The 23,662-nt window shown below is 41.9% G+C and carries 23 protein-coding genes; 13 read left to right on the top strand and 10 right to left on the bottom strand.

The window, feature by feature from the left end:
• Positions 1-74: 74 nt before the first annotated feature.
• From F0145_RS08580 to F0145_RS08565, 4 genes are all read right to left on the bottom strand, one after another.
• Positions 75-521 (bottom strand): ferritin-like domain-containing protein, encoded by a 447-nt coding sequence (locus F0145_RS08580; protein WP_150087896.1) that lies wholly within the window; start codon positions 519-521, stop codon positions 75-77.
• A 112-nt stretch (positions 522-633) separates the two neighbouring features.
• A complete protein-coding gene (locus F0145_RS08575) occupies positions 634-1,872 on the bottom strand; it encodes a BaiN/RdsA family NAD(P)/FAD-dependent oxidoreductase (protein WP_150087895.1) in 1,239 nt (412 codons plus the stop codon).
• Positions 1,873-1,887: 15 nt separating this feature from the next.
• A complete protein-coding gene (locus F0145_RS08570; protein ID WP_150087894.1) occupies positions 1,888-2,709 on the bottom strand; it encodes an SDR family oxidoreductase in 822 nt (273 codons plus the stop codon).
• 424 nt (positions 2,710-3,133) lie between these two features.
• Entirely contained in the window at positions 3,134-3,568 is a 435-nt protein-coding gene (locus F0145_RS08565) for a DUF1232 domain-containing protein (protein WP_150087893.1), read from the bottom strand.
• 98 nt (positions 3,569-3,666) lie between these two features.
• Between F0145_RS08565 and F0145_RS08560 the strand changes: the two genes are divergently transcribed.
• Positions 3,667-4,200, top strand: coding sequence for a DinB family protein (locus F0145_RS08560; RefSeq protein WP_150087892.1), 534 nt, complete (start codon positions 3,667-3,669; stop codon positions 4,198-4,200).
• Positions 4,201-4,249: 49 nt separating this feature from the next.
• Here the strand turns inward: F0145_RS08560 and F0145_RS08555 are convergent, their stop codons facing one another.
• Positions 4,250-5,629 carry a PhoH family protein gene (locus tag F0145_RS08555; protein WP_150087891.1) on the bottom strand — a complete coding sequence of 460 codons (1,380 nt, stop codon included), beginning with the start codon at positions 5,627-5,629 and terminating at the stop codon, positions 4,250-4,252.
• A gap of 556 nt (positions 5,630-6,185) precedes the next feature.
• Between F0145_RS08555 and F0145_RS08550 the strand changes: the two genes are divergently transcribed.
• Positions 6,186-6,707, top strand: a complete 522-nt coding sequence (locus tag F0145_RS08550) for a toxin-antitoxin system YwqK family antitoxin (protein ID WP_150087890.1) — start codon at positions 6,186-6,188, stop codon at positions 6,705-6,707.
• Positions 6,708-6,719: 12 nt separating this feature from the next.
• On the opposite strand, the gene F0145_RS08545 is transcribed toward F0145_RS08550, so the two are convergent.
• The 3 genes from F0145_RS08545 to F0145_RS08535 form a co-directional block, all read right to left on the bottom strand.
• Positions 6,720-7,346, bottom strand: coding sequence for an AlbA family DNA-binding domain-containing protein (locus F0145_RS08545; RefSeq protein ID WP_150087889.1), 627 nt, complete (start codon positions 7,344-7,346; stop codon positions 6,720-6,722).
• A complete protein-coding gene (locus tag F0145_RS08540) occupies positions 7,343-8,215 on the bottom strand; it encodes an SDR family oxidoreductase (protein ID WP_150087888.1) in 873 nt (290 codons plus the stop codon). Before F0145_RS08540 ends, F0145_RS08545 begins: the two co-directional genes overlap by 4 nt.
• 197 nt (positions 8,216-8,412) lie before the next feature.
• A complete protein-coding gene (locus F0145_RS08535; protein ID WP_150087887.1) occupies positions 8,413-8,808 on the bottom strand; it encodes a DUF3127 domain-containing protein in 396 nt (131 codons plus the stop codon).
• Positions 8,809-8,984: 176 nt separating this feature from the next.
• On the opposite strand from F0145_RS08535, the gene F0145_RS08530 reads away from it, so the two are divergent.
• Entirely contained in the window at positions 8,985-9,911 is a 927-nt protein-coding gene (locus F0145_RS08530) for an isoaspartyl peptidase/L-asparaginase family protein (protein ID WP_150087886.1), read from the top strand.
• Positions 9,912-10,087: 176 nt separating this feature from the next.
• Here the strand turns inward: F0145_RS08530 and F0145_RS08525 are convergent, their stop codons facing one another.
• Positions 10,088-10,978 (bottom strand): cyanophycinase, encoded by an 891-nt coding sequence (locus F0145_RS08525; protein WP_150087885.1) that lies wholly within the window; start codon positions 10,976-10,978, stop codon positions 10,088-10,090.
• 228 nt (positions 10,979-11,206) lie between these two features.
• Between F0145_RS08525 and F0145_RS08520 the strand changes: the two genes are divergently transcribed.
• Positions 11,207-11,701, top strand: coding sequence for a YciE/YciF ferroxidase family protein (locus F0145_RS08520; RefSeq protein WP_150087884.1), 495 nt, complete (start codon positions 11,207-11,209; stop codon positions 11,699-11,701).
• Between the two features lie 60 nt (positions 11,702-11,761).
• On the opposite strand, the gene F0145_RS08515 is transcribed toward F0145_RS08520, so the two are convergent.
• Positions 11,762-13,552: a M1 family metallopeptidase gene (locus F0145_RS08515; protein ID WP_150087883.1), complete on the bottom strand. Its 1,791-nt coding sequence runs from the start codon at positions 13,550-13,552 to the stop codon at positions 11,762-11,764.
• 223 nt (positions 13,553-13,775) lie between these two features.
• Between F0145_RS08515 and F0145_RS08510 the strand changes: the two genes are divergently transcribed.
• The 9 genes from F0145_RS08510 (at position 13,776) to F0145_RS08480 (ending at position 23,490) form a co-directional block, all read left to right on the top strand.
• Positions 13,776-15,461, top strand: a complete 1,686-nt coding sequence (locus F0145_RS08510) for a L,D-transpeptidase family protein (protein WP_150087882.1) — start codon at positions 13,776-13,778, stop codon at positions 15,459-15,461.
• 93 nt (positions 15,462-15,554) lie between these two features.
• Positions 15,555-15,923 (top strand): hypothetical protein, encoded by a 369-nt coding sequence (locus F0145_RS08505; RefSeq protein ID WP_150087881.1) that lies wholly within the window; start codon positions 15,555-15,557, stop codon positions 15,921-15,923.
• Between the two features lie 31 nt (positions 15,924-15,954).
• Positions 15,955-16,107: a hypothetical protein gene (locus tag F0145_RS26155; protein ID WP_190277502.1), complete on the top strand. Its 153-nt coding sequence runs from the start codon at positions 15,955-15,957 to the stop codon at positions 16,105-16,107.
• A 122-nt stretch (positions 16,108-16,229) separates the two neighbouring features.
• Complete coding sequence (gene xseA / locus F0145_RS08500; protein ID WP_150087880.1) at positions 16,230-17,600, top strand: exodeoxyribonuclease VII large subunit; 1,371 nt, start codon at positions 16,230-16,232, stop codon at positions 17,598-17,600.
• Positions 17,584-17,799 (top strand): exodeoxyribonuclease VII small subunit, encoded by a 216-nt coding sequence (gene xseB, locus F0145_RS08495; RefSeq protein ID WP_150087879.1) that lies wholly within the window; start codon positions 17,584-17,586, stop codon positions 17,797-17,799. Before xseA ends, xseB begins: the two co-directional genes overlap by 17 nt.
• A 520-nt stretch (positions 17,800-18,319) precedes the next feature.
• Positions 18,320-18,481 (top strand): hypothetical protein, encoded by a 162-nt coding sequence (locus F0145_RS26150; protein WP_190277501.1) that lies wholly within the window; start codon positions 18,320-18,322, stop codon positions 18,479-18,481.
• 478 nt (positions 18,482-18,959) lie between these two features.
• Positions 18,960-21,998 carry an outer membrane beta-barrel family protein gene (locus tag F0145_RS08490; RefSeq protein WP_150087878.1) on the top strand — a complete coding sequence of 1,013 codons (3,039 nt, stop codon included), beginning with the start codon at positions 18,960-18,962 and terminating at the stop codon, positions 21,996-21,998.
• Between the two features lie 272 nt (positions 21,999-22,270).
• On the top strand, positions 22,271-22,942 hold the full coding sequence (locus F0145_RS08485) for a YceI family protein (RefSeq protein WP_150087877.1): 672 nt from the start codon (positions 22,271-22,273) through the stop codon (positions 22,940-22,942).
• 89 nt (positions 22,943-23,031) lie between these two features.
• Positions 23,032-23,490: a heme-binding domain-containing protein gene (locus F0145_RS08480; RefSeq protein ID WP_150087876.1), complete on the top strand. Its 459-nt coding sequence runs from the start codon at positions 23,032-23,034 to the stop codon at positions 23,488-23,490.
• Positions 23,491-23,662: the final 172 nt, after the last annotated feature.

Here is a 23,662-nt window from a genome sequence, read left to right as displayed (position 1 = left end):
AAAATTTAGACCTGTTTTCAGAAAATAAAAAAAGGAGCTTACAGGCTCCTTTCTTAATTTTCTGAAAACAGGTATTATTTTGTTTGATCCCGTAAATCCCGGATGGTATCGTGGGCTTCTTTTACCTGCTGGTATTGTTTCTGCACAATCGTTTTTAGTTGGCCAGGCAAATCGGCTTTTAAAGCTTTATCGTAGGCGGCAACCGCATAATCTTCGCCACGTTCGCATTCGTTTAATACTTGTTTGCGGTCCTTGCTTAATAAAGCCGAAGACAAATCCATCCAGGTCCGGTGCACTTTCCCCTCTAAAGAAGGAGCCTCACTTTGGGTTTGACCAATCTGGTGCAGGGCATCCTGCAGTTCGGTAATCATAGTATCGCGCTGAACAGCATACTTACGGAATAATTGTTTCAGGTCCTGATCTTCCACATCATCGGAAGCGTGCTTGTATCCAACAGAGCCGTCTTTGCAGCGTTCAATCAGGTGGCTTACCACCGATACGTATTCATTATTTCTTTCCATAGGTTTATAGTGACGAATGACACATTAAGGTTCTGGCCTATTTTACTACGGAACCGGGTATTTTGTTTTACCCCAAATGAATTTAATGTATTTACATCAAATTAAGTAAGGATTAACTGGCCATTGCTTTGCCCGCCAGGTAACCAGTAGTCCAGGCGGCCTGAAAATTAAAGCCTCCGGTAACGCCATCTATATCCATTACCTCGCCGGCGAAATACAGATTGTTTATTAATTTACTTTCCATGGTATCCGGATTAATTTCTTTCAGGTCCACGCCGCCACAGGTTACAAATTCTTCTTTAAAAGTAGTTTTACCTTTTACCTCGAATGGTGCGCGCAATAAATGTTCTACCAATTTATTCTGATTTCTGGCCGGCAACTCGGCCCAAATAGTTTTGTCCGGAATTGCAGCCAATTCGGTTAAAGCTTTCCAAAGACGTTGGGGAATATTAAATAATGGGTTGCCGGCTACTATTCGTTTCGGATATTGCTGCCGGTAATCGGCCAGTTCCTGGCGCAAATTATTTTCGGTAAAAGCAGGGGCCAGGTTCAATAAAACCTGAAATTTGTAATCTAAATCGTGCAAGGCGCGGGCGGCCCAGGCCGAAAGCTTTAGCACGGCTGGTCCACTGAAACCCCAGTGCGTAACCAGCAAAGGTCCTTCGTTTTCCAATGCTTGGCCAGCAATTTTTACTTTGGCCTGATTTACCGATATACCTTGCAATTCTTTCAGTGGCGAACCGGGCACATTGAAAGTAAACAAAGAAGGTACCGGCCGATTAATGGTGTGGCCCAAGGCCTGCAACCAGGCATAACTTTCGGGTTTGGGATTTCCGCCGGTACTTACTAAAACTTTGACTACATTCATTTCCTGTCCGCCCGAAAATATTAGTTGGAAGCCGGCAGCACCTTTTTGGAGTGGAATAATTGCCTGTACCGCCGTACTAATATTTATTTTAACCCCAACTTTTTGCGCCTGGTTTAAAAGGCAGTTTACAATGGTAGCGGAGTCGTCGGTTACCGGGAACATACGGCCATCGGCTTCTGTCTTTAGCTGTGCACCGCGTTGCTGAAACCAATTTACCGTATCTTCTGCACCAAATATTCTGAACCCGGTTTTCAGAAATTTACCACCGCGCGGATAATATTGGGTAAGCTGGTGCGGATTAAAACAATGGTGCGTAACGTTACAACGACCACCACCCGAAATTTTCACTTTCGAAAGCAGCTTGGAAGTTTTTTCGAACAGGTAAACGGTTAGATTAAGGTTTTGCTGGGCACAGGTAATCGCGGCAAAAAAGCCGGCTGCCCCGCCGCCAATTATGGCCACTTTAGTTTTATTTTCCGGCATTATCTTTTAAATAAATTATAAGAACAACATCGGATCCGGATGTTTAAACACGTACGACAGCAGGTTCTTTACTTTTTCGTTGCTGATTATTTTAAAACCATCTGCGGGAGAAGCCGGAGCAAAATGCGGAGCTGGTAAATTTAGTTTTTGCGCCGCTGCGGTGTAAAAAGACATGCGGCTGGGATGCTCATCGGCGCAACCGTTAAAAATTTCGCCCCATTTATTTTTTTCTATAATAGCCGAAATAATTCCTACACAATCTTCCTGATGAATCAGGTTAACGGGCGCTTCAGGGTTAGGAATATTTTGTTTACCAGCTAAAAAGCGACCGGCTTGCCGGGTACCGCCTACCAAACCACCCATCCGCAAGATGCTAACCTTTTTGTTTTCCGAACTAGTCAAAAGGTTTTCGGCTTGCAGCAAAATATTATCTGGTAAGTACGGGCGCAAATCTTCGGTTTCGGTAACTACCCGTTTTAAATCCGGATAAACAGAAGTTGAACTTATAAATAATATTTTTTGAACAGCAGCTGTTCTTAAATGCTGGTTTAAGATTACAATTTGTTCTAAATATTTAACTCCGTTGCCAGCGCGCAAACCGGGCGGGAAAGAAATTATTAAAATATCAGTTTCCAGAAAGGCTGGTAAATTTTCTGAAGGCGGATTATAAGCTAAATCTATTAAATAAGCCTTAATCTTTTTCTCACGCAAATAATCTAGTTTAGCTGGGGTAGTAGTAGACCCATGAACTTCGTAACCGGAAGCTAATAAATGCTCAGCTACCGGTAAACCCAGCCAGCCACAACCCAAAATACTTATCTTATTTTCTTTTGCCATACAATCGGCAAAATTACAAAATGCGCCAGGAATAATCCGAGTTTTGTTTCGACTTGTTTTGACTCACTCTTGCTTATACAAAAGCTTTAATTTCTGGAGGAATGAATAATAACAGGTGTTAATTAAAAAATTTAAGAAATAATGGTTAAAGAAATCCATCCCTGTCATTCAGGAGGAAACTATTTAGCAGGCAGCCAAATAGTTTCCTCCTGAATGACAGGGATGGACACCATAGCCTTGTAAATATTATATAAGCAAATTTTGCGTATCACCAGTTTTTAGTTCAACCACAAAAGCAACTAGCCGGTCAAAGGACACGGCCAGGGCTGAGGTTAAACCAGATCAGACAATTAATAATATATTCAGGTAAGTTTAGAAGGTAGATTTTATGCTTAAGCGTTTTGACATTTTTCAAGACAATAAATTAAGTTGGCATAATGCCCTGGGTTTGTTCCCACTCGCGGTATTTGGTTAGCTCTTCCTGAAACGATTTGATAAACCAGGCCATTAAACTAATATCATCGGCGTAGCCCAGAATCGGAATAAAATCAGGAATGATATCAATCGGAAATATAAAATACAGCAAAGTGGCAATTCCAACTATGATAGATTTTTTAGATACATTCCGGTAATCGCCCCGGAAATAACTCCGTACCAGCCGGATAAAGGAAAACATGATTTCCCGAATTTGGCCAAAGCCAGATTTATCGCTTTTTACATCAATCAGCTTGGTATAAGCATCGCGTAGGAGCAAAAGTACTTTTGCTTTCTTGCCAAATAAACCCGTTGCTTTGCGGAGGAAATAAGAGAATATTGCGTTCTGTGATATTTTTAGTCCTTGTTCTGCCAGGCTTGCCATAATATTTTATCTTTATTTTTGTATGCCCACCTATACGATTTGGTTTCTATTTAGGTAATATTTGCTTAAATTAAATTTAGTTTTAAAATCCTGCCGCCATGCTCACAAAAAACCAACCCGGACAATACCCCGAATATTTTGACCGCTATGTTTCGCAGTTACCCAACAACACGGATGTATTCGAAATATTAGCAGCGCAGCCCCAGCAACTAAGCGACCTTTTAACAAATATGAGCGAACTAAATGCCGAAAAAGGTTATGCCCCCGGCAAATGGAGCATTAAAGAAGTTATCGGTCATTTAATTGATGCCGATCGGGTTTTTGCTTACCGCTGTTTATGCATCAGCCGCCGAGAAGGCCAGTCGTTGCCAAGTTTCGACGAAAATACCTACGTGGAATACGGCAATTTTAATAGCCGCTCTTTAAGCAACTTACTCGAAGAATTTAGCATAGCCCGGCAATCGCACCTGGCGTTGTTTAATAGCCTCGACGAAGAAATGCTAAACCAAATGGGAGTTGCCAGCAATAAACCCATAATGGCCAAAGCCCTGATTGTAATTACGGCGGGCCATGCGCTGCACCACCTAAAAATATTAGAAGAACGCTACCTGAATAAATTATTACCGGCATAAAAAAAGCCGCCTGCCGGGCCGGCTTTTTTATGATTTTATTAGCAACTCATTATAATAACTCGTTGGCCAAATTAGCCAGCTCCGAACGTTCACCTTTTAGCAAAGTTATGTGAGCGTATAAAGGATGGTTCTTGGCTTTATCGATTAAGTAAGACAAACCATTACTTTGGGTATCGAGGTAAGGCGTATCTATCTGGTAAATATCGCCGGTAAACACAATTTTGGTATTTTCGCCGGCCCTGGAAATAATGGTTTTAATTTCGTGGGGCGTTAAGTTCTGGGCTTCATCTACGATAAAGAAAATATTAGACAAACTCCGGCCGCGGATGTAAGCCAGCGGCGTTATCATGAGTTTTTCCTGTTCTACCAGTTCTTTTATTTTTTGGTTTTCTTTCGTGTTCTCCGGAAACTGGTTCTGAATAAATTTCAGGTTGTCCCAGAGCGGCTCCATGTAAGGGTTCAGTTTCGATTTTATATCGCCGGGCAAATAACCAATGTCTTTATTACTCAAGGGCACAACGGGCCGGGCCATATATATTTGCTTGTATTCGCGGCGCTGCTCCAATGCTCCGGCTAAAGTTAGCAAGGTTTTGCCGGTACCCGCCATGCCCTGTATAGTTACCAGCCTAATATTGGGGTTCAGGATGGCGTGTAAGGCAAAGGTTTGTTCGGCGCTGCGGGGTTTTATGCCGTAGGCCATTAACTTATCTACCCGTTCTATCTTTTTATGGGTGGGGTTGTAGTAAGCCAGTATAGAATTTTTGTAGCTTTTCAGTACAAAATAATGATTATCGGTAGGGGGCTCCGCTAATACGGCGCTGCTTTCGCAACTACCGTGGTCGTACAACTCGTCAATGGCTTCGGGTGCTACATCGTTTAATATATCGTTGCCGGTATATAAATTATTAACGTTTTGTACCTTGCCGGTTTCGTAATCTTCGGCGTTTAAATTTAAAGCCCGGGCTTTCAGGCGAAGGTTAATATCTTTGGTAACCAAAATTACCTTGCGCTCGGGGTACTCGTGCTGCAGTTGCAACGCCGAGTTTAATATTTTATGATCTGCTTTTTTCTCCCCGAATATTTTTTCGGCATCTACCTGGGTATTCTGGATCATAAGCACTTTAAAGTTGCCTTTCTCGGAACCATTAATGGGCAGCCAGTTTTGCAGCATCATTTCGTGCGATAACTTATCGATGAACCGGATAAACTCCCGGGCCTCAAAGTTTTTGATTTCGTTCCCTTTTTTAAAGGTATCGAGTTCCTCCAGCACGGTTATGGGTATAGCTACATCGTGTTCCTGAAAATGCTCGATGGCGCTGTGATCATAGAGAATAACCGAAGTATCTAAAACAAATATTTTTTTATTGATTGCCGGATCTGCCTGTTGCTTCCGGGGAGCCGCCGACCGGGCCTTTTTGGTTTCACTCATAAGGTAACTTAAACGGTAAGAAATCGGTAATTGCAGGTTATTAAGCAAAACAGCTTAAACGGATTTATTATACGTAAAACCTTGGGCTAGTATAAGATTTAATATTTAGATTTTAGGCGGCAGTTGCATAAATATTTTTGCTGCGTTTAATACCTTATTTTATTGCCTTGATAATGAACAAAATGTATATTTAAACTTTCGGCGGGATATTTACCCCAGCTAACAAGAAACCTTTTTGCTTAAATTATTTATCAGGTATTAAGCAATTATGGTATAAAATTCCGTTAATTAATTTTCTACATCTTAAATTAAACATAAAGTTATGGCCAAAGCACAAGACGCTCGTAAAGAAGACAAGAAAAAGCCCCAGAAAACTGCTAAAGAGAAAAAAGCAGAGAAACAGGAAAAGAAAAAATCTTACGATTAATCCGGAATAAATAACAAGAAGTCTCGTTTTAAACGACGAGACTTCTTGTTATTGAAGCTATTCGGCATTATTTAAAGGCATACCCAAAAGAGCATATATTTAAAAAATTATTCAGCATAATTAATGAGCATGAAAAAGTTTGTGGGATTGGCGCTGTTGCTGCTTTTTTGGGCTAAAGCTCCGGTGCAGGCGCAGTTTCTGAAAGGTATTATTATAAACCGCTACGATCGCAATGCCATGCACCATGGTAAATGGAAATACCTGGATCGCTCGCATGGCCGCCGCTTAATTTGCTTTGGCCGGTTCGACCACGGCAAACAGGTGAATGAATGGAAATATTTTTACCCGAGCGGTAAGTTGCGGATGGAAGAAAAATATACCTGGGAAGGCACTAAACGCTTGGTAGACGTAACTTTTTACCACGAAAACGGTCAGGTTTCTAATAAAGGATTGGCCCGGGTAGAAATACAAAATGATAAAACCCATTATTACTGGTTCGGCGATTGGGTTTATTTTGATACAGAAGGTTCTTTTGAAAAAACCGTAACTTACAACAATGGTCAGCCTATCCAATATTTATACCCCGATGGCCGGGTGGAAGTAATTCCCCAAAAATTACCTTCTACAACGGTAGAATTTATGGGCCGCTAATCTTTAAGGAAATTATTTGAGGGTATAATAAGGTTCTTTTTCCTGGTCGTGCACCCGGATAATATTATGCAGTACCAGGTTTACCAAAATGCGCGAAGCCCGCTCCTGCGAGATATGCGCTAAACTCATAAACTGCTTTAACGTAATGCGGGGTTGTTGCTGCAATTGCAACAGCAACATACTTTCCTGATAGTTTTCCGGCTTATACGGCTGCTGCGTAACTTCTTCGGCTGGCGCTGTTCGCAACAACTGTTTATTTGTTTGCACCGATTCGTCTTTTATTCGCACGTAATTTCGCCAGTCGTTATCTTTTGATTTGGCCAGGTGGGGTTTGTACTGGCTTTCGGGTACAATGGTTTTTAATACGGTAAGGCCATCGGCATCTTCTACTTCTTTAAAAAATAACCGCACTGGCGGAGCGCAATAAAATTGAGCGGCTTTTTGCAAACTATGTTTTTCTTCTTCCGGATCGATGCCGCAAATTTTGCCGTTATCCAGTACACCCACCAATATTACCCCGCCTTTGGTATTGGCAAAAGCCGTAAGGGTGCGGGCAATTTTATCTAAGTGGTTAATGGTTTTCTTAAATTCCAACCGGTCGCCTTCCCCGTGGGCAATTAATTCTTCTAAATCACTCATGTTAAAATTTCTTCTTCGTCTTCGTGGCCAACGTATAAACCGGTTTGGGCCGCGCTAAACCGCCAAAGGCGTTTTGCCAAAGCAGTATTATAAGTTTCTTTAGAAGATTTAACAGGTTTTTTCTTTTTAAAATATTTGCCGGTTACTCCCGTTACTTCCGGCGAAGTGGCCAGGTAAATTACGGTTTCGGCCCCTTTGGCAGCACTTTGCATAAAAGGTCGCCCCAAGCGGAATATCCATTTAAGCAAGCCAAACGAGGTAGTACCAAAATTACTCGCAATAACGCCGGGGTGCAGGCAATTGGCCGTAATACTGGTTAACTCCAGGCGCTGCGCCAGTTCGTAAGTAAATAAAATATTAGCCAGTTTAGAATCGCAGTAAGCTGTAAACGAAGAATAATTTTTAACCGTATGGGTTTGGTTAACATCTATTTGGCCCAGCCGGTGCGCTTCCGACGAAACATTAATAATGCGGGCGGCTTCGGCGTTCAGGAGCTGCTGCCACAATAAATTGGTTAATAAAAATCCCGATAAATAATTGGTGGCCCAGCTTAGTTCATAGCCTTCGGGGGTTAAGGTAAACTTGCCCGGCAAAATTCCGGCATTATTTATTAGTACATCTATATGATTAAACCGGCTTTGAATTTCCAGGGCCAATATTTTTACGTTAGCCATGCGCGATAAATCGCAGGGAATAAAAGTAACCTGCTGGTTGCGGGTCTCCTTTATAATTTCGGTCATGGCGGCATTACCCCGGGCTGCATCGCGGCTAACCAGCACAACCTGGGCGCCCTGGCGGGCTAATTCTGTTGCGGTTACTTTGCCTATGCCGGTGCTGCCGCCGGTTATAATAACTATTTTGTTCTTCATAGAATTTTTAACGGTAAGTTCGGCGGTACTTACCTCATAAAAGAGCTGTAAACATTCCGCAAAGAATATACCATTATATTAGTTTAAGGTTTTGTAAACCGGATTATTGCCTTTGGCATTCGCCTTATTTAAAATATTGGCATACAAAAAAAGCGGGCTTTCGGCCCGCTTTCGTATAAATATCTAATTGTTAATAATTAGAAAGGAAGGTCGTTGTCTGCTTCGTCGGAAAGGAAAGAGTTTGCGGCTGGTTGCGCGGCCGGGGCTGCCCGGAAGTTACCATTATTATTGCCGGTGTTGGCCGGAGCCGCTCCGTTAGCACTTTCTACGCGCCAGGCGCTTAAGTTGGTAAAGTACATGGTGGTGCCGTTTTTGGTAAATGGCTTGCCCGACAGATTAAAAGTTACTTTTACTTCGTCGCCTATTTTGTATTGATCCAGCACGTTGCACTTATCCTGGGTAAGCTGAAACTTGATATATTGGGTATAGGAACCGTCCGGAATTTCCAGAACAAACTCTCTTTTCCGGAATTTGTCGCTTACCTGGGTCTCGTCGAATATTTCGTGCAATCTACCTTGAACATCAAAAGACATAATATTTTAATTTAAATTTTAGCTAATTGTTATTTACAAATATACGAATTTCAGCGCACAATAATTCCTTTCGGGATTATAAATTTAGTTGGTTTTATGCATCGGAGCGGGGCCGATTGCCGTAGTTGTAGCTTTAAAAAACTGGTTTTTCGGCCTGATATATAAACTAAAATTACATGAAAAATATTGCTCTTGCTATTCACGGCGGCGCCGGTACCATTTTACGAACAGCCATGACACCGGAGAAGGAACGGCAATATTTAACTGCCCTGGAACAAGCCATAGAAGTGGGTCACCAAATATTACGTTCGGGCGGAACAGCCGTGGAAGCAGTAATTAAAGCGGTTCAGCGCCTGGAAGACAACCCGGTTTTTAACGCCGGTAAAGGTTCGGTTTTTACCCACGATGGTCACCACGAGATGGATGCCGCTCTGATGTGCGGCCGAACCTTGGAAGCCGGTGCCGTAGCCGGCGTGAAAAATGTGCGCAATCCTATAATATTGGCTAACGAAATCAGAGTTCACTCGGAGCACGTTTTATTAACCGGCAGTGGCGCCGAAGAATTTGCCCGGGAAAGAAATTTACCTTTTGAGCCTGATACTTTTTTTTACGACGAATACCGCTATCAGCAATGGGTACAGGCCCAAGCCACTAACACCGTTTCATTGGACCACACCGAAGATCGCAAATTTGGCACAGTAGGAGCAGTGGCCGTAGATTTGGAGGGAAACTTAGCCGCTGCTACATCTACCGGCGGCATGACGAATAAAAAATACAACCGCATCGGCGATAGTCCCATTATTGGTGCTGGTACTTACGCCAATAACGAAACCTGTGCGGTATCTTGTACCGGCCACGGCGAATATTTTATGCGGGCCGTAGTGGCCTACGATGTTTCGTGTTTAATGGAATACAAAGGTTACTCGTTACAGCAGGCTTGCGATTACGTGGTAAACGATAAGCTGGTAAAACTAGGCGGCGAGGGCGGCTTAATAGCCGTAGATGCCCAGGCCAATATTGTTTTAAGTTTTAATTCCGAAGGCATGTACCGCGCCGCCCGTCGCAACCAGGAACCAACTTACCTCCGCATTTATAATGATTAGCCCGTTTATAGCAATTATACTTGTTTATTATTATAAGGCTATGGTGCCCATTGTTGTCATTCAAGAGGAAACTATTTGGCTGCCTGCTTAATAGTTTCCTCCCGGAATACTTGTATTCCCAGGATGACTCGTGTGGATTGCTTGAATTCTATTTTGTAAGATTTGCTTAACAATAGTTAATAGGCAATATCTTCCCGTTTCAGGTGGGTTTCTTTATCTCTATAAAATGTGCGTTCAATAATATCGTACAAATTACCTTTAGCCAGCACGTGCATAATCAGGTTTTCGATGGATAATGCCGTGCCTTTCGGAACCTGGCTGGTATTATTATGATTAATATGATGCCCATCGATAATAATAACCAGGTTAGAGCCAATGGTTTCTATTTGGTTGCCGTTGGTAATGAGCACGCCGGTATCTTCGCCTAAGCCAATACCAATGGCTTTGGGGTGGGTGCTTACGGCTTCAATTAACCGGCCAAACCGGCCACGTTTTACAAAATGCGAATCGATGATGACGTTGCGAATTAAGCCTAAGCCTTCGCGCAGCTTTACAGCGCCTTTCATTAAAGCTTCGGTGCTGCTGCCGCCTTTTATCATTATTTCGGACATGGCCATAGCCCCGGCGCTGGTACCCGCAATTACAAAAGTAGGTTCCTGCAAATAACGCTCCTGGCAAACCTGTAAAAACTGGCTTTGCCCAAAAATATTCACGAGCCGCGACTGATCGCCGCCGGTAAATAAGATGCCATTGGTGGCGCGGAGCCGCTCCAGGTATTCCGGCAAAAGGGCATCTTCGGGCGTGCGGATATGCATGAGTCCAATATTGGTACAACCCAAAATACTAAAAGCCCCAATGTACCTGTCGCCAACTTCTTCCGGAATCATGGATGCCGACGTAATTACCTCGATGCGCGGATTCGGAACCTGCAATTCGGTTATGATCCTTTTTAAAATACCGAGTTCAAAAAAATCGAGGTAATATTTTTTTTTAGAAGTAGGGTTCGGATAAGTGCCTTTATCCTCATTTCCGCCAATAGCAATTAGTTTTCCTTTGGGTATAGTCACGTAATAAATTAAATAATTGTAAGCCGCCGTTCAGCTAATAAAAAAATATTCTTTGCAAAAGTAAAAATAAACCTTTTATAAACTTCTTTAAACCCATTGTTATTCGCAAATAACTAAACAGGAGTCGCCTGGTAGATAAGTGCCTTGCATTTAAACAAAGGTTTATAAACCTATATTAAAAGCAGGGCGTATAGAAAGGCAAACGGAAGAGATTTAAAAACTACAACTATGGAATTGAAAACATTGAACGACCTGTTTGTGCATCAGTTAAAAGATTTATACGGTGCCGAACAACAACTGCTGAAAGCAATGCCGAAAATGCAGGCCAAAACTACTTCAAAAGATTTGCAGCAAGCCTTTACCAAGCACATGGAAGAAACCCAAAACCAGGTAAAACGCCTGGAACAGGTATTTCAGGCATTAGGCATTAAGCCCGAAGCCGAAAAATGCAAAGCCATGGAAGGTATTTTAAAAGAGGCCGAAGAGTTTATGACTTTTGATGCCGATAAAGCAGTAATGGATGCCGGCTTAATTGCCTGCGCCCAACGCGTAGAACACTACGAAATTGCTGGTTATGGTACAGCTTGTACTTACGCTAAATTTTTAGGCCATACCGAAGCTTTAAATTTATTGCAGGAAACTTTGAGCGAAGAAAAGAAAACCGATGAAAAACTTTCTTACCTCGCCGAGACTTCCATTAATATTAAAGCGGAAAATCATTAAGCCGCTTGAATAAACAAAAAAGCCCTGGTTCGTTAAAAATGGACCAGGGCTTTTTTTTGTTTAGGTTAGCAATAATTTATCGAGGGAACTGGTGGCTACGGCGTGGTAATTAGCACGCGCCGATTTATATATTTGCGTAGCCCAACCAGGATTTTTAGCTTTTAAGCCTTTGTATAAAGGCATCAGAAATTTACGACGGCCTACGGTGCTCAGGAATTTTTCCAGGGCCGGGTAAGCTGGTTTATAATCGTGCTGAATGGCAAAGCCAAACCATACGGCCAATATTTCGGCGTTGCCCGAATTGGTTAAGTTAAAAGCCGCGTCTAAATCCTTAAGTTGTTTTGGATCTAAGGTTGGCTCCAGCAGGTGTAAAAAATAAAGCCACTCGTGCGTAGACCAGGCAGTTGTGTTTAGTTCGGTTACCAACCAGTCTGTTTTATATTTTTCAGATTGCCCTGCAACTTCGCCAAAGCGCCGGGATTTTAGTTCGGGTTTATTCTCCGGTAAATTAGCTTTATAAATCCATTCTTCTGGTTGTACCTGCAGTTCCAGTTTGCCGGGCTGGGTTAGCAAATTTTCCTGTAAAAATTTCAGAAACAACTCCGTATCCATCGCCCGGAAGGCATGCTGCGTAAAATATTCCCTAATAAACTTATCTAAATATTCCCGGCCATATTTTTCTTCCAGCGCCAGCAAAAAGTAGTTTCCTTTTTCGTACGCTATTTCGGTTAGCCCTTCGTCAGGGTCGCGGTTAGTTAAATTTAATTTTAAATGCGTATCCGGCGAATCTGGTCCAAGTTCCTGTAGGATTTGTTTTAAATCCTGGTACCCCAGCACTTTTAGCATATCCGCGTAATCCTGGCCGTTTAAAGCCTCCATAATACGTCGTTCAAAATAAACCGTAAACCCTTCGTTCAGCCAGAAATCGTTCCAGGTAGCATTGGTAACCAAATTTCCCGACCACGAATGCGCCAGCTCATGGGCCACCAAACTTGTAAGCGAACGATCGCCGGCAATAATAGTAGGTGTTACAAAGGTAAGCATGGGGTTTTCCATGCCGCCAAAAGGAAAACTCGGGGGCAGCAACAGCAAATCGTAGCGGTTCCATAAATAAGTGCCGTATAAATTTTCGGCGGCGGTTACCATATCGGGTAATTGGGCAAATTCCTGGTAAGCAGCTGCCAACTGCTCAGGTTCGGCGTAAACGCCCGTGCGGTTATCTAACGGCTTAAACTCCAGGTTGCCAACCGCCAGCGCCATTAAATAAGACGGAATAGGACGCTCTTGCTTAAAAGTGTAAATACCAGTTGGGTTTTTACGCTGGGGATTCAGGGCACTCATTAAGGCTAAAAATTGAGGCGGCACTGCTACCTGGGCTTCGTACGTAAACCTGATGCCGGGGCTATCCTGGCAGGGTAACCAGGTTCTGGCCAGAATTGCCTGCGATTGGGTAAATAAAAACGGATATCTTTTACCGCCGGTTTGCGCGGGACTAAGCCATTGTAAAGCTGCCGCATCGGTTGGGGTTTCGTACCAGATGGTAACTTTTTGGGTACCAGGCAGCAGTTTTATTATTAATGGCTGGCCCAGATAAGGCTGCGAATTGCCCACTTTATAGGTGGCTTCCGTTTTATCATCCAGCAATATTTTTAATATTTTTAAATTATTTATATCGAAAATAATTTCGTCAGCATTTGGAGCAACCTTAATGTTGTAGGTTGCCTGGCCGCTAATTTTTTGGTTATCAAAATCTACTTTTATGGCTAAGTGCAGGTGAGTTACAACTGCTTTTTGCGGTTCGGCAAAAGAATGGGTATCCGTTGTTTGCTGGTATAAATATTTATCGTGCATCAGAAAAAGAAATAATAATTATTAAAATTAAAACTTGGTACGAGCCTGTTTAAGCCTTAAAACAGCAGGATTAAAGGTAAAGTATTAGGATTTAGCATTATTTCTATAATAACATTTTTGGGTTTAAAACAGTAATAGTAGAAGTATCGGAGAAAGTACATATAAAGTTTTTAATCTTTAAAAAGTACAGTTCCGGTTTAATATTCTTACAGTTTTATAACATATGCATCACCCAAAAGATAGAACATTTTTTTATTGTTTGTTTTTACTCATTTTAGCCATTGCTTTTAGCTGCGGCAAAAATAAAGGCAATAAAGGCGGTAATACGGCCCAAAAAACTCTAGAACAAAAAGAGGCCCACACCGATAGCGCTTTTGTAGAAACTTATGTGCGGCAGGAGCCCGAATTTAAAAAGCACCGCAATATTGTAATGAAGTTTTACCGGGACAGGAACTTTAGGTTAGGCTGGTTTAAAAAAGATAAACTGGTACCCCAAGCCAATACCTTAATTTCGGTGGTAAACCGGGCTTACCGCGAGGGCTTAAACCCCGAAGATTATAAAATAAAAAACTTTACCCAGCTATTTAAATCTTATGAACAGGTTAAAGAGAATGATTCGCTGCGGTTTAAATTAAAACAGGAGATAGATGTTGCGCTAACCGCCTCTTACATGCATTATGCTTCGGATTTTTACCGCGGTACGGTTAACCCCAAAGAAATAGACCAAATAGATTGGAGCGTCCGGAAAAATAAAATTAAACTGAACAAAGCTTTAGAAACTATTTTACGGGAACGCGACAGCCGTTATCCGTATTATCAGTTCGAGCCGTTGCACGAAGAGTATAACCGTTTGCGCACCGCCCTGCAGCAATACCGCGAAATAAGTAAAGCCGGAGGGTGGCCAAATATTCCTAATGTTAAACGACTTAAGGTAGGCGATACCACCCGGGTGGTGCCACTCCTCCGCAAACGCCTGCTTCCCCGGGAGCGGTGGGCTGTTGCCGGTCCGGATTCAAACCGGTTTACCGAAGAAGTTAGAAATGCAATTATGGATTTTCAGGTAAGGCATGGCTTAAACGCCGATGGTTCTTTGGGCAAAGAAACCCTGAAAGCCATGAATGTGAGCATAGACGATCGCATAGACCAGATTATTATCAATATGGAACGCTGGCGCTGGATACCGAAACCCAAGAAATTTGAAGAAAAACACATTTTTGTAAACGTGCCCGAGTACATGCTTTATGCCCGCGAAAATGGCGAAACGGTCTTGGATATGAAGGTAATTGTTGGGAAATCCATCAGTTCGACGCCGGTTTTCAGCGATAAAATTGAATATATTGTTTTTTCGCCTTACTGGAATGTGCCTAACTCTATTATTTTTGAAGAGTTCCTGCCCAAACTACAAGCCGACCCGGGTTGGTTGGAAAGAATGGATATGGAATTGCTCAACGGGCTCGGTAAAAATGCCCAACCCATTTCGCCTTATTCCGTCGATTGGTTTGCGGTAAATGAAAAAGCGTTTAAATACCGCATCCGGCAACGGCCCGGCCCGGAGAATCCTTTAGGCGATGTAAAATTTATATTTCCGAACGAACACGAGGTATACCTGCACCATACCGCTTCCGAAACACTGTTTAGCCAATCGCAGCGCGGTTTTAGCCATGGCTGTATTCGGGTAGAAAAACCGGTAGAACTGGCAAGATTTTTATTATCCGATCAGCCCAGTTGGACCGAACCGCTAATACTGGAAGCCATGCACGCCGGCGAAGAAAAGTACGTAAATCTAAAAGCAGAAGTACCAGTATATATTGTATACTTTACCAGTTGGGTAGATGATAGAGGCGGTGTTCATTTCCGGGACGATATTTACGGACACGACAAAGTACTGGAAAAGGAATATTTTAATTAATTGTAAGTGAATTATTTAACCTTTTCAAGCAACTATTTGTAAAACTAAAGCAGTAATATTTTCTAGAATCTTAAAATTTAAATAAACACGACTATGAAAAAAACAGCATATATTATATTAATTTCGCTCGCGTTTTTAGGGTCAAGTTGCGGCGGCGCGGGCCAGAATGCGCAGGCGCCCAAAGAAGGATACGGTGCTAACGAGAGCGGATTGCAGGATGATAACCAATCGGGCGGTGGCCAGGTAGATGATAACCAGCGGGGAGCCAATGCAAGTAGTAACGGCGGCACCATGAATAATACGGCTGCTTCTGACACTATGCACGCACCGGGTAGGGTAAACGAAACAGAAGCGGCCCGGGCAACCGAGAAAACCCAGCAACAGGTAGGCTCATCGGTTACCAGAGGTGAAACCAACGAGTCGAAAAGCCGGACTACTGAAAACAGAGAAATAAAAAAATAAAGAAGATTTATATATTTATTTAATTGTTTTTATGAAGAGAAAAGTAATAATGATGTTTTGCCTGGGCAGTTTGCTGCTGGTACAAGCTTGTGGTTCTATTCCGGAAACCGATCCGGATAAAGATGCGGCTCATAAAAGAGCCAACCGGGAAGAATATTCCGAGCAGGCTCAGTCTTCTCAGTAAACCCAAAATATTAAAAGGCAGCCCACCGGCTGCCTTTTTTATGTATCTTTATTATCTGAAATATTCTTTTGTTTTTAAAAACGGCTATACAAGCTATTGTACAAGCGTACGTTTAACTTTACATGATTGCCACTGCTAACCCTATCCGTTTATCGCAACTGAACCAGTTAATTCAGTTTACCCTGGAAGATGCCTTTCAGGAGCAGCGGTTTGGGGTTATTGCAGAAACCACTAATATTTCGTTATACCCCAACAAAAACCAATGTTACTTAACCTTAATAGAAAAATGCGAGCAAACCGATAGGGTAGTAGCCTCTATGAAGGCGCGCATTTGGGGTAACAGTTATAAATGTATTCAGTGTTTCGAAGAAACAACCGGGCAGCATTTTAAAGATAATATACAAATATTACTTAAAGTACGGGTAAACTACCACGTGCAATACGGCCTATCTTTAGAAATAGAAGATATTGACCCTAATTATACCATCGGGCGTTTGGCTTTATCGCGGCAGGCTGTTATCCAGAAACTGCTAACTGACAACCCCGATCATATCTGGGAGCAGAACGGCGAATTTATTACCCACAACAAAAGCCTAACGTTTCCGCCGGTTATTCAGCGCATTGCGTTAATTTCTTCGGCCCAGGCCGATGGATACGCCGATTTTATGCACGAGTTGTATACCAACCGTTATGGCTTTAGTTTTACTGTTGATGAATATTTAGCGCCGGTGCAGGGCTTGGATGCGCATAAAGCTATTTACCAGCAATTAGTCCGGATTTATGAATCTAATATTAACTACGATGCCGTAGTGCTGGTGCGGGGTGGAGGCAGTCAGCTCGATTTTCAGGCTTACGATACGTATTTGCTTTCCCGGGCCGTAGCGCGGTACCACGTACCCATTATTACCGGTATCGGGCATGAAAAAAACGAATCGGTTTGTGATTTAATGGCCAAGCTCAAAACCAAAACACCTACTAAAGCCGCGGCCAGCATTGTGGCGCATAACCAAAGCTTTAACGAAAAACTGCTGCAACTGCAAAAGCAACTGGTGCTTAAAACCAACGAAATATTAATTTCGCAGGAGCTTATTTTAAACGAATGCCGTACTACCATCAGCAGCCTCGTTAAAGATTTACTAAACCAGGAGCAACGCTTTTTAAGTACCCAAATGAATGCGGCAGTGTTGCTAACTGAAAAGCGCTTGCAGCAGGAGAAAATGAATTTATTAAAACTTAAATTTAACCTTAGCTGTAATGCCGATAATCGGTTGAAAGAAGAAAATTTTAGGTTAAGGCACTACTTGCAATCGGTTAACCACCTCGATCCGCAAAATATATTAAAGCGCGGTTACGCCATTGTTTATAAACACGGAAAAGCCGTAACTAACCTAAATACCTTACAGGCCGGTGATAAAATTAAAACCCGCTTCTATGCCGGCGAAGTAGAAAGCCAGGTACTACCCAAAACTACTCCAAATGAATCAGGAACTTAATCTTACGTACCAGCAAGCCCTCGAAGAACTAACCGATTTGGTAAACGAACTGGAAAACGAAAATATACCCATCGACGATTTGGCGGAAAAGGTAAAAAGGGCTTCGGATCTAATTCAATATTGTCAATCCAAATTAACCTACACGAATACCGAAGTAAAAAAGATTATCGCCAAATTAGATAATCCTACGGATCTATAACACCATCCTTAATTAAATATTGGCTTACATTATTCCTGTCATGTTGAGCTTGCCGAAACATCTATAAAGTTATGATATTGTTATAGATCCTTCGACAAGCTCAGGATGACCAAAATGCTTTTTTTAAGCACAGTCTCTATTTAATAGGGGTATAAAGTACCTGCATTTATACTTTAATGGTAGGTTATTGATCTCAAGCTAATTAAAATTCTGTTGTGACAACATCAGAAATTGATTGTAATTGCTGCTAAAATATTCAGAATCAGCGGGTATTAATACTTACAACTTGCCTAGTTAACCGCACTATTGTTCCGGTAAATACTTAATTTTACAAGATACATTGTAATTAAGGAACAAATTTTGGTATTTATCAGCTATACTAATGATTATTTCGTAACTTTTAACGAATAATCCAGTAAAGTATTATTTAGTTACAGTAATTGGTGCGTAAAAATTAAATCTATATATATTAAGTAAGGGAGTGCAGGTTATGAAAACAAACAATTGGATTAATGAAAATTTGAGTAAGAATGAGTCGAAAGTAACAAAATCTGAAGAAAAAAATTGCAATGTTTGTGGACGCACCTACAACGAAGAAGCTTCTTTTTCTCAGATAAACTTCCAGACTTTTCAAGATATTCTGGATAAACGTAATGAATTATTAGGCTCGGTGAAGCACTAAAAATTTAGATACAATATTTTAATGAAAACGCCTGGTACTTTACCAGGCGTTTTTTTTTGCCCAAAAAAGCAGCTACAGGAGCTATCTCATTCCAGCTTACTTTTATTTATTCTCTTGCACACTTCCTCGTTATTTAAATCCTGCCACGAAGGCCACTTCATTTTTCTTTAATTAATATTTAGCACACAGCTTGCCCTAAGTTACGCAGGCAACCCCGAAATGCCTTATAAGTTAGTAAGTCACTTCTATTTTTATTTAGCTTCATCTTTAAACTTCTTCCCAACTTAATTGTCTATAGCATGCCGTTTCGTCGACAATTATTGCCAATTGGTCTATTTCTTCGTGTGAATACTTTAAAGTTTAGTTCTTTTGTAATGAAAAGGCCCAATAGGTAAAAGGTATATGCGAAAATGCCTTGATGTTTAAACAAAAAACAACGATCTAACTATTACATTTTAAATTACTTCGATTAAAAATTATGAAAAACAAAATTACCCTGTTACCCTTATTAGCTTTGGCTTTAAGCACCCAGGTTTCTTTGGCCCAGGCACCAGCAGGGGGTGGGCCCGGCAACGCTACTGCCATTACCGGCACGGCAGCGCTAAAAGGCAATAGCCGCATTACCGGCACCGTAGTAGATGCCACCAATCAGCAGCCGGTGGGCTTTGCCACCATTACCCTCGCCGACCCTAATACGGGCAAACCGTTAGATGGCGCTTTGGCCGATGACAAAGGAAAATTTACCATTGCTAAAATTGGGCCAGGTAATTACCGGGTTATTATTTCTTTTATTGGCTACGAAACCCGCAATATTGATGGTGTTAAAATAAACGACCGCAACGACGATGTTAATTTGGGTGCGGTGAAAATTAATACCAGCGCTACTGCCTTAAAAGAAGTGCAGGTGCAGGGCCAGCGGGCCATTATAGAAGAAAAAGTAGACCGTACCGTTTACAACGCCGAAAATGACATGAGTAACCGCGGCGGCGACGCTACTGATGTATTGCGTAAAGTGCCTATGCTGTCGGTAGATTTAGACGGTAATGTTTCGATGCGCGGTAGTTCTAATTTGCGCGTTTTAATAAATAACCGGCCATCTACCATTACGGCCGGCAGCGTAGCCGATGCCTTAAAACAAATTCCGGCCGATTTAATTAAATCAGTAGAAGTAATTACGTCGCCCTCGGCTAAGTACGATGCCGAAGGATCAGCGGGTATTATTAATATTGTACTAAAGAAAAACACGCTGCAAGGCGGTAACTTAAATATTGATGCGGGTGCCGGTTTACGGGGTTCTAACCTGGGCCTGAACGGCAGCTACAAAAAAGGCAAAATGGGCTTTTCGTTAGGTGGTTTTGGCCGGGCAATGTACAACTCTACCGGTAGCTTCCTGAATACCCAAATTACCAAAGACAGCAACGGCAATCCCGTAACAACTAACATTCAGGAAGCAGACACCCGCAATAGCGGTATGTTTGGCCGCTACACCTTTGGCTGGGATTATGATATTAATAAAAATAACTTCTTATCTACTTCTATTCAGTACGGTATCCGGAACGGGCACAATTTCCAGGATAATTTAACTGGTTTACGCATTCAGAACGATGAATCTTTTAGAAGCTTACGCGATGTAGAAGTTACCGATAACTCTGGTACCGTAGACGTAAACGTTAACTACACCCATACCTTTGACAAGCCGCAACAAGAGTTTAGCATTTTAACGCAGTACAGCCGCAACAACCGGACAAATAATTTCTTTAACGATATTTTTAACAGCGATTTTTCTACCATTGATCAACGGTTAAAAAATATTAACGAAAGCTTTAACCAGGAAAGTACCATTCAGATAGATTACCAAAACCCGATTGGCAAAAACCAGTTGGTAGAACTAGGCGGTAAACAAATTGTGCGTCAGGTAACTTCCGATTACGAAACCTTTAATGCTATAGGCGCCAATGGGCCTTTTGTAAAGAACCCGAATGCCGTATTAAGCAATATTTTTAATTACAATCAGAATGTAACCGGTGGTTATCTTTCTTATACTTTAACCACACCTTCGCAATTCAGCTTTAAAACCGGCGCGCGTTACGAGTACACTACCATTACCGCCGATTTTAAAACCAGCAATAATGGCGAAGTAAAAATACCGGCTTACGGCGTTTTAGTGCCCAGCATTAACCTTTCTAAAAGGCTGAAAGAAGGTAACACGGTTAAAGTATCGTATAACCGCCGAATTCAGCGGCCATCGTTGCAATTCCTGAACCCGAATCCGCAGGCGCCAAACCCCTTAAGCGTAACCATTGGTAACCAATATTTAGATCCGGAATACACAAATAACTTTGAATTGGCTTACAGCACCTATATAAACAGAACCTCGCTGAACTTTTCAACTTATTACCGCAACACCAACAATGCCATCCAGAGCATCCGCGACACTGTAGCTAACCCGTTAGATTATAATGTGCAGCCAGGCGCCATCCGTACTACTTTCCAGAATATTGGGCAGGAAGATGCGTATGGTATTAGTCTTTTCGGTAATATCAATATTTCGGATAAACTAAGTTTAAATGCTGGTACCGATTCTTATTATTCTGTTTTAGATAACAATGTAAGCGACCCTAATTACCGGGCCACCAACAAAGGTTGGGTGTTTAACATACGGGGTATGGGTAATTACACTTTAGGTAAAGGCTGGGGACTGCAAGGTTTTGGTTTTTACCGGGCCCGTCAGGTGCAGTTGCAAGGTACACAAGGCGGCTTTGGTATTTATAGCTTAAACTTCCGCAAATTCTTTAACGATAAAAAAGGAACCATAGGTTTTGGCGCCGAAAACTTCTTTGGCACTTCTATTAAAATGGTGAACGAACTGGAATCGCCGTTACTGAGCCAGAAAAGTACCAACGTTATGAATAACCTGAGCTTCCGGGCAACGTTTAGCTACCGTTTAGGCAAAGTTACTACGGATGCAAACCGCCGCAGAAGAAAATCGGTTAACAACGACGACATGAAAAGTGGTGGCGATGGCAACGGACAAGAGGCCGCAGGCGGTGCACCAGCCGCTGCTTCCCCTGCTGGTGGTGGCATGCCAACCGGTGGCGCTCCGGTACAAGGCCAAGGCCAAATGCAAAGACCAGCCGGTGCTCCCGGACAATTCAATCGCCCAGTTAACCCTGCTGGTGCCCCGCAAACTACTGCGCCGGGTACCCAAACTACCCCAGACAGCGCTGCTGTTGGTCAGCCCGCCAATGCAACCGGCACCTGGCAAGGACGCATGGGCCAGTTTGACTTAACGTTGAAATTAGCCGCCGAAGGCGAAACTTTAACCGGTTCGGTAGTAACCCCAAGAGGCGAAAGCCCCATAACCGATGGTAAAATTACCGGCAGTGATTTAAGCTTTAATTTATCTTTTGGCCCGAACAAGATACCGTATCGCGGCAGAATACAAGGTGACCAACTGAGTTTGCAGGCTACTTTCCAAGGGCAACCGGTTGAAGCAGTTTTGAACCGGGTTAAATAAAATACCCTGCTTTTTAACAAACACCTGGTTTATTTTAAAATAGAAATAAGCCAGGTGTTTTTTTTAACACTTATAAATCCTATATTGGTTTTAATATTTATGTTAAGCTATAAAAGTCAGTAGGGCAGGATCATTTAAAAAGTGAAAATATTGGCCGCATAAACCAAATGCTTTTTAGAAATTTTGTAATAAAAGCTTATAGATAATATTAAACCAATCAACATTTCATTTGTCAATGTTTTAAATATCATCAAACCAAAACTTAACCCCTTATGAAGACCGCATTTATTTCTGCAGGAGCATTGGCTCTGGCCCTATTATTTAATTATTCGGATGTAACCGCAACTGGTAATCCCGTTAATAAAACCGAAGTAAAAGCCCCGGTTAAAGCTACCTCCCTGGCCGTTGATACCGAAGCCAGTTCTATTAACTGGAACGCCAAAAAAGTAGGCGGCGCTCATAACGGTACCGTTAAGTTATCTAAAGGAACTTTAAACTTAGATGGCACCAAATTGATTGGCGGTAGCTTTGTAATGGATATGACTACAATTAAGGATTTGGACGTTACCAATGAAGGCATGAACCAGAAGCTAACCGGTCATTTAAAATCAGAGGACTTCTTTGGGGTGGAAAAAAATCCAACTTCTACTTTTAACATTACCAAAGCCACGCCGGTAGGTAAAGCTAAAAGCGGTTTAGCCAATTACAATATTACTGGCAACTTAACCATTAAAGGTATTACGCACCCGGTTACTTTTCCGGCTACTGTAAAAGTAACCGGCAATAGCGCAGAAGCCACCGCTAATATTACCGTAGACCGTATTAAGTACGACATTAAATTCCGTTCAGGCATTATTGGTACTGCTGCCGATAAAATTATTGAGGATACTTTTACGCTCGACGTGAAATTAGTAGCTGGTAAATCAAGCACCGCTAAATTATAAGTAGCTTATATCTTCTTAAAAAATTAAAAAATATTCCTGTCTGGTTTCTCAGGCAGGAATATTTTTGTTTAACCTAAACCGCATTCCGGATGAGAAAGAAAATATTATTAGTACTACTCGTTGTATTTATATTAATTCAGTTTATCCGGCCCGAAAAAAATATAGGCCAAGCCAGTACCAACCAAGATGTTTCGCATTTTGTGGCAGTGCCCGCCAACATCCACAATATTTTAAAAGCTTCTTGTTACGATTGCCATTCCAATCGCACCAATTATCCGTGGTATGCCAATGTTAACCCGGTAGGCTGGTGGTTAAATCATCATATTGAAGAAGGCAAAGCTGAAATTAATTTTTCTGATTTTTCCGGTTACGATAAAAAAAAGGTGGACCATAAACTAGAAGAAATAGCCGAGGAAGTACAGGAAGGCCACATGCCGCTGCCTTCTTACTTATGGCTGCATACCGATGCTACCCTGAACCCACAACAAGTTTCGCAATTAGTTAGTTGGGCAGAACAAGAACGCCGAAAGTTAAATATTCCTAAATAAGTTTTATTACCTACATAGAAAGCTGGTTAATTTGGTTTAAGCTTAGATTTTAAATGCAATTTAATAGCACCTATTTTAAACCCAGACCAGATTACACCGGGTTATATAATAAAATCTTGCAAAATTAAAAGTAAGCTAATACTAACTTTATGCTTATACTTGAAGGCAATTT

Origin of the sequence: Adhaeribacter rhizoryzae (assembly GCF_008629685.1) — a bacterium.
GTDB classification, from domain to species: domain Bacteria; phylum Bacteroidota; class Bacteroidia; order Cytophagales; family Hymenobacteraceae; genus Adhaeribacter; species Adhaeribacter rhizoryzae.
This window is presented reverse-complemented; position numbering and strand designations above follow the sequence as displayed.